Source organism: Nocardiopsis sp. NPDC055824 (genome assembly GCF_053616335.1).
Window position 1 is genome coordinate 1 of record NZ_JBSHDN010000211.1, and the last position, 10,754, is coordinate 10,754.

Annotated in this window: 6 protein-coding genes and 1 pseudogene; 3 read left to right on the forward strand and 4 right to left on the reverse strand. The window is 74.8% G+C overall.

Features of this window, described 5'->3' with window-relative positions:
• Positions 1 to 200: 200 nt before the first annotated feature.
• Positions 201 to 1,655, forward strand: a complete 1,455-nt coding sequence (locus ACWGL3_RS27510; protein WP_267946584.1) for an FtsW/RodA/SpoVE family cell cycle protein — start codon at positions 201 to 203, stop codon at positions 1,653 to 1,655.
• A gap of 10 nt (positions 1,656 to 1,665) precedes the next feature.
• Here ACWGL3_RS27510 and ACWGL3_RS27515 read toward each other — a convergent pair whose 3' ends face one another.
• Together ACWGL3_RS27515 and cysC are read right to left on the reverse strand one after the other, a co-directional pair.
• Positions 1,666 to 2,412, reverse strand: coding sequence for a MazG family protein (locus tag ACWGL3_RS27515; RefSeq protein WP_267946585.1), 747 nt, complete (start codon positions 2,410 to 2,412; stop codon positions 1,666 to 1,668).
• A 53-nt stretch (positions 2,413 to 2,465) separates the two neighbouring features.
• A complete protein-coding gene (gene cysC / locus ACWGL3_RS27520) occupies positions 2,466 to 4,034 on the reverse strand; it encodes an adenylyl-sulfate kinase (RefSeq protein WP_452461957.1) in 1,569 nt (522 codons plus the stop codon).
• Positions 4,035 to 4,380: 346 nt separating this feature from the next.
• Here cysC and mfd point away from each other — a divergent pair, with 346 nt between their 5' ends.
• Positions 4,381 to 7,989, forward strand: coding sequence for a transcription-repair coupling factor (gene mfd / locus ACWGL3_RS27525; protein WP_267946587.1), 3,609 nt, complete (start codon positions 4,381 to 4,383; stop codon positions 7,987 to 7,989).
• Between the two features lie 123 nt (positions 7,990 to 8,112).
• Here mfd and ACWGL3_RS27530 read toward each other — a convergent pair whose 3' ends face one another.
• Positions 8,113 to 9,855 carry a cell division protein PerM gene (locus tag ACWGL3_RS27530; protein WP_452461958.1) on the reverse strand — a complete coding sequence of 581 codons (1,743 nt, stop codon included), beginning with the start codon at positions 9,853 to 9,855 and terminating at the stop codon, positions 8,113 to 8,115.
• 150 nt (positions 9,856 to 10,005) lie between these two features.
• Between ACWGL3_RS27530 and ACWGL3_RS27535 the strand changes: the two genes are divergently transcribed.
• Positions 10,006 to 10,632, forward strand: a complete 627-nt coding sequence (locus ACWGL3_RS27535) for a DUF1707 SHOCT-like domain-containing protein (RefSeq protein ID WP_267946588.1) — start codon at positions 10,006 to 10,008, stop codon at positions 10,630 to 10,632.
• On the opposite strand, the pseudogene ACWGL3_RS27540 reads toward ACWGL3_RS27535, so the two are convergent.
• A pseudogene (locus ACWGL3_RS27540) lies at positions 10,629 to 10,754 on the reverse strand (succinate--CoA ligase subunit alpha); the annotation flags it as partial. The gene ACWGL3_RS27535 and the pseudogene ACWGL3_RS27540 sit on opposite strands and share 4 nt — an antisense overlap.

Consider the following 10,754-nt stretch of genomic DNA (forward strand, 5'->3'; position numbering starts at 1 on the left):
GGCGGCGCGGGCCGTGCTGGGGGCCCCCCCGGCGCCGGGGCGGGGGCCCCCCGGGGGGGGGGCCGGGGCGCCCCCCGCCGGGGGGCCACGCCTCGGGGGCCGGGACGGCTCCCCCGCCTATAGTGCAGGGGCGGAGTACCCGGCCGGGCCGGGGAGCCCGGCCCGGGCGCCCGTGCCCCGAGGTGGACGGCGGAACGACAGTGGGCGACCCCGAGACCGGACCGGTGTCCGCCGACGGAGCCCTCCCCCCGGTGCCCCGCCGGGGGTCCGAGCTCGTCCTGCTCGCGGCCGGGCTCGTGACGGTCGCGGCGACCCTCCTGACGGCGTCCCTGTCCGTCACCGGCGGCGCCGAACCCGTCCTCGGCCTCTACCTGGCCGTCCTGTGCGCCGGGGCCCTCTCCCTCCACCTCCTGCTGCGCCGGGTCGCGCCCTACGCCGACCCGGTCGTCATGCCGGTCGCCACCGTCCTGAACGGACTGGGCGTCACCATGATCTGGGTGATCCAGACGACCCGGGCCGCGACCGCCGGGGAGCACGGGGACGCCGACCGGCAGGTGGTGTGGACCGTCGTGGGCATGGCCCTGTGCGCCGCCGCGGTGGTGGCCGTGCGACGCCCGCAGCGGCTCACCATGTACACGTACGTGATCGCGGGCGCCGCCCTGCTCCTGCTCCTGCTGCCGCTGTCCCCTCTGGGCCACGAGGTGCTGGGCGCCCGGCGGTGGATCGGCCTGGGCCCGTTCACGATGCAGCCCTCGGAGTTCGCCAAGGTGCTCCTCGTCCTCTTCCTCGCCTCGTACCTGGGCCGGCGCCGCGAGGTGATGGCGCTGGTCACCCGCACCGTCAGGGTCGGCCGCCTCAAGGTGTTCAGCGTGCCCCGCGCACGCGACCTGGCGCCCATGGCCGTGGGCTGGGGCCTGGCGATCCTCCTGCTCGTGGGCACCAGGGACCTGGGGACGTCGCTCCTGCTGTTCGGGACGTTCCTGGCGGTGCTCTACGCCGCCACCGCCCGCAAGTCGTGGGTGCTCATCGGTCTGATGGCCTTCTCGGCGGGCGCGTACGCGGCGTACCTGATGTTCGGGCACGTGCGCAACCGCGTGGACATCTGGCTCGACCCCTTCGACGAGGAGGTGTACAGCCGCCCCGGAGGCAGCTACCAGATCGTCGAGGGCGTGTTCGCGCTCGCCGAGGGCGGCCTGACCGGGACGGGCTTCGGAGGCGGGGCCGTCCAGGAGGTCTTCGCCGCCGACAGCGACCTGGTCCTGGTCTCGGTGGGCGAGAAGCTGGGGCTCACCGGCCTGATGGCCGTCCTCCTCCTGCTCCTGGTCCTGGCCGAGCGGGGGTTCCGCATCGCTCTGGGCTCCCGGGACTGGTTCCTGAAGCTGACGGCCCTCGGATACGCCTTCCTCACCGCGTTCGACGTGTTCATCGTGCTCGGCGGGGCGACCCTCCTCATCCCCCTGACCGGTATGACCGCGCCGTTCCTGTCGGCCGGGGGGTCGGCGCTGATGGCCAACTGGGTGATCGTCGGCCTCTGGCTGACCATCAGCGAGACGGCGCGCCGGCCCCGGGCGGGCGGCGCGGAGCGCGACCCCGCCACGGAGGCCGTCCGCACGCGCGCCCTGCCGCCCCCTCCCCCGGAGGCCCGCCCGGGGTGACGCGGGGGCGCTAGACGCCGGCCGCGTCCCAGTAGGAGCGCCACTCCGCCGCGGACAGGTCGCGGGGCTCCCTGCCGTCGGCGCGGGCCGCCTCCTCGGCGGCGCGCACGCGCGCGTCGAACCTGCGGGACGCCGCCCTGAGGTCCGTCTCCGCGTCCCGGCCCCGGGCGCCCTCCGCCGCCACGGCGGCGAACAGCCCGCCGCCCTCGGCCCCGTCGTCGCCCACCAGCTCGGCGGGGAAGCCGTTGCGGACCGCCCTCCTCTGGAGCTCGTGGGCCAGCAGCACGGCGGGCTGCGCGAACGGCACCCCGTCCAGGACGGAGGGCTTCGCGCCGTTCCCGCCCGCCTCCGCCTTGGCCGCGCGCTCGGCCGCCTTGATGGCCTCCCAGTCGGCCCACACCTCGTCGACGCCCGCCACCTCGGCCCCGCCGAACACGTGCGGGTGACGGCGGGTCATCTTGTCGATGATCGCGTCCGCGACGTCGTCCACCGTGAAGCGCGCCGGGTCGCCCTCGGGGCGCTCGGCGGCGACGGCCGCGTGGAACACCACCTGGAGCAGCACGTCGCCCAGCTCCTCGCGGAGCGAGGCCAGGTCGCCCTCCTCGATGGTCTCCAGGGTCTCGTAGGCCTCCTGGATCAGGTACTTGGCCAGCGACTCGTGGGTCTGGGAGCTGTCCCAGGGACACTCCCTGCGCAGGGTGTCCATCACCTCCACCAGGCGCAGTACTCGGTGCCCGGTCGGCTGGGGGTCGGTCATCTCGGTCCTTAGCTGTCGGGATCCTGCCACTGCTCGTCCTGCGCGCCCGCACCCTAGCCGGGCAGCCATCCGCCCTCGCGCAGGGCCGCCATCACCTCGGCCACGGACTCCGCCGGGTCGCCGCCGGTGTCCAGCACCAGGTCGGCGTCCCCGGGCTCCTCGTAGGGGTCGGAGATCCCCGTGAACTCCGCGACCTCCCCCGCGCGCGCCTTGGCGTAGAGCCCCTTGCGGTCACGGGCCTCGCACACCTCCAGGGGCGTCGCCACGTGCACGAGGAAGAAGTCCCCGAACTCCTCCACCATCGCCCGCACCTCGGCCCGGCCCGCCGCGTACGGGGCGATCGGCGCGCACACGGCCACCCCGCCGTGCCGGGTGATCTCCGCGGCGACATAGCCGATGCGGCGGATGTTGAGCTCCCGGTCCTCCCGCGAGAACGTCAGCCCGCTGGAGAGCATGCGCCGGACCACGTCCCCGTCCAGCAGGGTCACCGTGCGCCCCGACCTGCGGATGCCGTCGCACACCCCGCGCGCGATCGTGGACTTGCCCGAACCCGACAGGCCGGTGAACAGGATCGCGACCCCCCGCTTGGTCCGCGCCGGGCGCAACCGCGCCAGTTCGGCGCCCACGCGGGCCGGGGTGAACCAGGCGGGAAGCTCGCGCCCGTGCGCCAGCTCGGCCTCGACCTCCTCGTCCGTCGGCTCCGGGACGGCGTGCGCGGGGTCCACGCGGGTCAGGGGCTGCCACAGCCCCTCGGACGAGTCGTAGCGCCACGGCTCCGGCTCCAGGACCGTGAGCGGCGGGCGCCGGGCCATCACCCGCTCGACGTCCGGTCCGCTCCCGCCGGTCACCGCCAGCATGTGGGTGGCGCCGTAGGCGGCGGCCACGTGCGCGGCCAGCGCCACGTCGCGCACGCCCCAGCTGCCGCCGAGCGCGCCCTCGGTCCGCGCGGCGCCCCTCGGCAGGGTGCACACGACGAACGCGGTGCGCCCCGGCAGCAGCGGTTCGGCGGCCAGGACCGCCGTCGCCATGCCCTCGTCCTCCAGGCCCGTCTCGACGATCACCAGCACCTCGGCGCGGGCGCCGCCCGCCGCCTCCCCGAGGGCGTCGGCCTCCGCGCGGATCTGGTGCAGGACCCGGTGGTGCAGGGGCCGGTCGGTGACCACCGCGAGCAGCGACCCGCACGAGGAGGGTTCGAGCTCGCGCTGGCCCCGCACCTCCGCGGGCGAGGACCGCAGCTTGCGCAGCACCCCGTACATGGGCGGCCGCAGCAGCGCCACGTCCCCCGCCAGGCGGTGGACGCCCTCCGCCTCCCAGTGCTCGGTGACGGTCAGCTCGGCCAGCGGCGCGCCCTCGGGGTCGGCGAGGGTCAGCGCCGCGGCCCCCGCCAGCGCCTCCGGCACCTCCAGGGTGACCGGAACCGGCCAGGGGCGGCCGTCGGGCAGCCGCCCGGAGCGCTCCACCGACGCGGCCTCGTCCCGCGTCATGAAGCCGGGCAGCGGGTAGGCGCCGTTGAGGATCAGCTCCAGGTGGGCGAGGCCGTCCGGACCCGGGACGAAGACCGGGGCGCCCGACCGTCCGCCGCCGCCCTCCGGCGCGCTCCCACGCCTGATCGCACTCACCACGAGGTTCCTCTCCTACGGTGTTCCGGGAATCGCCTCTAGCGTATGCCCGACGCCCCCGGCCGCCCCGCCCGCGTCGCACGGAGCGCGGCGCGGACGGCGGGGGAGCCGGAATAGAAGCACCCCACCGGCGGTTCCACCGACTGTGCACCGCCCCTCCGGCGCCGGTTGCCGCCGGGGGCGGCACGGGCGAGCCTGCGGGGCCTTCGTCCACACCCCGCCCGCGCGAAACCTCCGGACTCGATAGTCTGAGGGGTGCCGGGCGTCCACTCCCGCAGCCGCCTTCTCATCGTGCAGGCCGCGACCACCGCCTGATCCGGACCCACTTCCACTTTCAGTTTCTGGTGCTATGAGCCTTATTGGACTTCTCGCCGACGTCTCCAGGGACCCGGCACTGCACAGCGCGATCGAGGCCGCCCGACGCGGCCTCGATCCCCACCTCGACCTCGTCGCGCCGGCCGCGCTGCGCCCCTTCATGGTGGGCGCGCTGGCCGCCGACGCCCCCGTGGGCGCGGGTCGGCCCGTCCTCGCCGTCACCGCCACCGAGCGCGAGGCCTCGGACCTGACCGACGCCCTGTGCTCGCTGCTGCCCGACGACTCCGTCGCGCTCTTCCCCGCCTGGGAGACGCTCCCGCACGAGCGGCTCTCCCCCCGCTCGGACACGGTCGGACAGCGTCTCGCCGTCCTGCGCCGCCTGGCGCACCCCGACCCCGCCGACCCGCTCACCACCCCGCTGCGGGTGGTCGTCGCCCCCGTGCGCAGCGTCCTGCAACCGCTCGTGGCCGGACTGGGCGACCTGGAGCCGGTCCGCATCCGCCCCGGCGACGAGGCGTCCCTGGAGGACGTGGTCACGGCCCTGGCCGACACCGGCTACGCCCGGGTCGACCTGGTCGAGAAGCGCGGCGACATGGCCGTGCGCGGCGGCATCCTGGACGTGTTCCCGCCCACCGAGGAGCACCCTCTGCGGCTGGAGTTCTGGGGCGACACCGTCGAGGACATCCGCTACTTCCAGGTGGCGGACCAGCGGTCCATCGCCCCGCGCGAGGGCGACGAGGGCTCGCGCGCCGGCGCCGCCTCCGGGCTGTTCGCACCGCCGTGCCGCGAACTCCTGCTCACCGACACCGTGCGCGACCGCGCACGGGCCCTGGCCGAGGAGCACCCCTCCCTCGCCGAGATCCTGCACAAGATCGCCGACGGCGTCTCCGTCGAGGGTATGGAGGCGTTCGCGCCCGTGCTCGCCGAACGCATGGAGCCCTTCTTCACCTACCTGCCCGAGGGCGCGATGGTGGTGGGCTGCGACCCCGAGCGCATCCGCACCCGCGCGGTGGAGCTGGAGGCCACCAGCGCCGAGTTCCTCGACGCCTCGTGGATCAACGCCGCCTCCGGCGGCGAGGCCCCCATCGACCTGGGCGCGTCCGCCTACATGTCCGTCGCCGAGCTGCGCGCCGCCGCGGCCGGGCGCGACCTGCCCTGGTGGGGCCTCACGCCCTTCAGCGCGGGCGACGAGGGGGGCGCCTCCGAGGAGGACGACGCCGTCGTCGTCGGCGCCGCACCCGCCGAGTCCTACCGCGGGGACACCGAGCGCGCCCTGGCCGACATCAAGGGCTGGCTGCACGACAACTGGAGCGTCGTCCTGGTCACCCAGGGCCACGGCCCCGCCGAGCGGCTGGTCGCGATGCTGCGCGACGCCGGCCTGGGCGCCGCCCTCGCCTCCGACCTGGCCGACCCTCCCCCGCCCGCCGTCGCCACCGTCACCACCGGGCTGGTCGACCACGGGTTCCTGCTGCGGACGGTCCACACGGTGGTGCTCACCGAGACCGACCTGGCCGGACAGAAGTCCTCCACCCGCGACATGCGCAGGATGCCGAGCAGGCGGCGCGGCACCGTGGACCCGCTCCAGCTCAAACCGGGCGACTACGTCGTCCACGAGCAGCACGGCGTGGGCCGCTACCTGGAGATGGTCAGCCGCCAGATCCAGGGGGCCACCCGCGAGTACCTGCTCATCGAGTACGCGCCCTCCAAGCGCGGCCAGCCGGGCGACCGCCTCTTCGTCCCCACCGAGCAGCTCGGCGAGGTCACCCGGTACGTGGGCGGCGAGGCCCCCACCCTGTCCAAGATGGGCGGCGCCGAGTGGAGCAAGGCCAAGAGCCGCGCCCGCAAGGTCGTCCGCGAGATCGCCGGCGACCTCATCCGCCTGTACTCGGCCCGCCAGGCCTCCCCGGGCCACGCGTTCGGTCCGGACACCCCGTGGCAGCGGGAACTCGAGGACGCCTTCCCGTACGTGGAGACGCCCGACCAGCTCGCGGCCATCGACGAGGTCAAGAAGGACATGTCCCGGTCCGTCCCCATGGACCGGTTGATCTGCGGCGACGTCGGCTACGGCAAGACCGAGGTCGCGGTGCGCGCCGCGTTCAAGGCGGTCCAGGACGGCAAGCAGGTGGCTCTGCTGGTGCCCACCACGCTGCTGGTGCAGCAGCACATGTCCACGTTCACCGAGCGGTACGCGTCGTTCCCGGTCACCGTCAAACCGATGTCGCGGTTCCAGACCGACGGCGAGGTCGAGGTGACCCGCGAGGGGCTGCGCAGCGGCGAGGTGGACGTCGTCATCGGCACGCACCGCCTGCTGTCGTCGGAGACCCGCTTCAAGGACCTGGGCCTGGTCATCATCGACGAGGAGCAGCGCTTCGGCGTGGAGCACAAGGAGGCCCTCAAGCGGCTGCGCACCCAGGTCGACGTGCTGGCGATGTCGGCGACGCCGATCCCGCGCACCCTGGAGATGGGCCTGACCGGCATCCGCGAGATGACCACGATCCTCACCCCGCCGGAGGAGCGCCACCCGGTGCTCACCTTCGTGGGCCCCTACGAGGACAAGCAGATCACCGCCGCGATCCGCCGCGAGCTGATGCGCGAGGGCCAGGTGTTCTTCGTGCACAACCGCGTGGCCTCCATCGACAAGGTCGCGGCGAGCATCAAGCGCCTGGTGCCGGAGGCCCGGGTGGCCTACGCGCACGGTCAGATGAACGAGCAGCAGCTCGAGAAGGTCATGGTCGACTTCTGGGAGAAGAACTTCGACGTGCTGGTCTCCACGACCATCGTCGAGTCCGGCCTGGACGTGCCCAACGCCAACACCCTCATCATCGACCGCGCCGACACCTACGGGCTCTCGCAGCTGCACCAGCTCCGCGGCCGGGTGGGCCGCGGGCGCGAGCGCGCCTACGCGTACTTCCTGTACCCGCCGGAGAAACCGCTGTCCGAGACCGCCTACGAGCGCCTGGCCACGGTCGCCCAGCACACCGAGATGGGCGCGGGCATGTACGTGGCCATGAAGGACCTGGAGATCCGGGGCGCGGGCAACATCCTGGGCGCGGAGCAGTCCGGCACCATCGCGGGCGTGGGCTTCGACCTGTACGTGCGCATGGTGGGCGAGGCCGTGGCCGAGCTCAAGGGCGATCCGGACGCGGTCGAGGAGATCGAGACCCGGGTCGAGCTGCCCATCAACGCGCACATCCCGCACGACTACGTTCCGGGCGAGCGGCTGCGGCTCCAGTCGTACAAACGGATCGCCGGCGTGGGCAGCGAGGAGGACATCCTCGCCGCGTACGAGGAGCTCACCGACCGGTACGGGCCCCCGCCCCAGCAGGTGGACAACCTGATGGCGGTGGCGCGGTTCCGGGTGCTCGCCAAGTCGGCGGGGCTCTCGGACGTCGTCATGCAGGGCAACCAGATCAGGTTCTCCCCGGTCGACCTGCGCGAGTCGCAGGAGCTGAGGCTGCGGCGGATGTACCCCAAGTCCCTGCACAAGGAGACGACGCGGACCCTGCTGGTACCGGTGCCCAAGGCCGGTGGCCTGGGCGGCAAGCCGCTGCGCGACCTGGAACTCCTCAAGTGGTGCAGCGACCTGGTCAACGCCGTCTTCGAGCCGCACAGGAAAGCCGGCCGGAGCACCCCGGCCCAGTAGCCCGGACCCCGGCCGGGGCGTCCCCGGAGGCGTCGGCCGGGACGGCTCCCGTCCGAGCGGCCTCCACCGGAGGCCGCCGGACCCGCCGCCGTGCGGCGGTCCGGTGCGGCACCGCCGAACGGGTCAGTGCCCGGGGGCGTCCACGCCGCCGGGGTCCGCCTCGTAGGTGATGCCGTACATCTCCTCGTCCTCGCCCGGCCTCCGCCGCCACCAGCGACCGCCGGAGGCGCGGCGGGCGTCCTTCGCCTCCCGCCTCTCCCGGCGCCGGTGGTCGCGCAGTTCCCGGCGGGCCTCCTTGCGCGCGCCGCGCTCGGCGCCGCGGTCGACCGTCCGGGCGGCCCGCTCCCGGTCCCTGGCCGCCCTCATCTCCCCGGGGGTGGCGGGAGAGGGCTCCGGGTCCGGCCCCGCCTCCTCCCCGGCGTCACCGACGCCCTGGCCGTCACGGCGGCGCAGCGGCGTCACCGTCGCCAGGCCCTTCCCGACCGGGACGTCCGGCGGCAGCTCGACCACCGGCCGCGGCTCGGCCCCCGGCCGCACGGGGGCCCGTGCCCCCTTCTTCGCGGCGCCCGTCCCGGACTCCGTGGAGCCGGGGGACTCCGTGCCCTTCCCCAGCCGCAGCTTGCGCCAGTACCACCAGTTCGCGATCCAGGCGGCGACCGCCGCGGCCACCCCGACCTCCAGGGCGGCGACGAGGCCCACCTGCCACGCCGACGGCCCCACCTCACTGAGCCGCTCTCCCCCCAGGGGCCCGCCCGCGATCTCCGCCATGGCCGCGCACAGGATCCCCGTGGTCACACCGCACACGAACCCCCACAGGGGGGCCGCCTCGCCGACCGCGTCCGGCGCACTGCGCTGGGTCAGGACACCGCCCACCGCGCCCGCCGCGAACGGCAGGGCCAGCGCCACCAGGGACACCGCCGGAGCGGCCCCGTCGTCCGGCAGTGCGGCCAGCATCGGGAACACCGGCAGGGCGCCCACCGACACCCCGGTCGGGGCGACGACGGTACCCGCGCCCATCGCGAACCCCGGCCCCAGCGCGTAGCAGACCGCGAACACCACCGCGTTGGGCAGGTACGCCAGCTGGATGACCACCAGCAGCACACCGCCGACCACGCCGGGCCCCAGCACCCTCGTCGTCTCGACGGCTTCCGGGAAGGCGAACGCCAGCGCCGCCGCGAACAGCAGCAGCCCGCCCAGCAGGAGGGTGCCGGTGGACGCGAGCAACCCCACCAGGAGGGACCTCGGCCTGGCGGGCATCAGCTCCAGCAGGTCCCGGACCGCCACGCCCTTGTCGCGCATCAGCTGGCGCAGCGCCCCCAGCCCGGCGGCGAGGAAGGCGATGGCGAACCCCATGACGAGGGCGCGCGGCATGCTGGGTTCGATCGCCTCGGTGCGCGCCACCAGCGCCAGCGTGCCGGCGATCGCCGCGTAGGGGCCGGCGACGGCCACCGCCGCCCCCCACACGTACCGGAGCCGCAGGATCTCGCAGGAGCGGGCCAGCCAGCGGCCCGACCGGTACAGCAGCAGGCCCGGCAGCAGGACCAGCCCGAGCGGGAGCAGGGCGATCTGCCCGTCGGGCACGGTGAACGACACGTGGTGGCCGACCAGCCAGGCCAGGACCGCTCCCTGGAGGATGTCGACGATGTCCTCGCCGAAGGTGTCGTGCGGCGCGGCCACCCAGCCGATGATGGTGAGGGTGACGATGGCGGCCAGACCGCTGCCCGCCGCCGTGGCGGCGGCGATGCCCCCGGTCGCGTAGAGGGGCCTGCGCTCGTCGGCGGCCTCCGGCGCGGAGGCTTCCGCGGCGGTGGCCCGCGGGCGCTTCGGCGGTCGGCCCCGGTCGGGGGGAGATCCTGGCGTACTCACCCGACTTATGCTGCCAGGGACCGGAATGCTCCGCGGTATCCCGCCGCGCGTGTCGTGCGCGCGTGTGCGGCGGCGCCGGTGGAACCGTCGGCGTCCGGCCCCCGTCGTACGGAGGGAGACAGGTTTCACCCCCGCTGCGGACGGACACCCATGGCAGGCACCGACCCCGACCGCTACCGGCTCTCCGACCGGGAGCGCGACGAGGCGCTGGAACGGTTGCGGACGGCTCTGGAGGAGGGCCGTCTGGACCCCGAGGAGCACGGGACCCGCGCCGGGGCGGTGCTGGAGGCGGTCGCCAACACGGACCTGGTCCCGCTCTTCGAGGACCTGCCCCCGGAGTCCCGGCCCAGCGCGCTCGCCGTCCCCGGGGACGCGGAGCCGGGGGACGGGCGCCCGCCCACGCCTGCCGGGACGGCCGGACGCCCGCCGGCCCGGCGGGAGGGCGGGAAGGGCTCGTCCGACCGCCGCAACCGTCCCCACACGGGCGGTCTGGTGATCTGGGGAGGGATCATGTTCGTGCTCTGGGGGGTGCCGTCCATCTCCAGCGGCAACACCGGCGCCGTGTTCGCGTGGCTGTTCTTCCTCCTGGTCCTCCTCGTCCCGGGCGCGGTCGTGGCCACCGTGCAGACCGTCCGCAGCAGGTCGGACGGCGGTTCGCGGGCCCTCGACCAGCCGGACACGCGAAAACGGCTCCGCCCCACCCTCCGGATGAACCGGCGGTGGGGCGGAGCCGTCGAAGCGGTCACCCGTCGGGGCTGCTCCCGGGGCGCGTGCTAGAACAGCTCGCGCACCAGCTTGGCAGTCTCGCTGGGGGTCTTGCCGACCTTGACGCCGGCGGCCTCCAGGGCCTCCTGCTTGGCCGCGGCCGTGCCCGCCGAACCCGACACGATCGCGCCCGC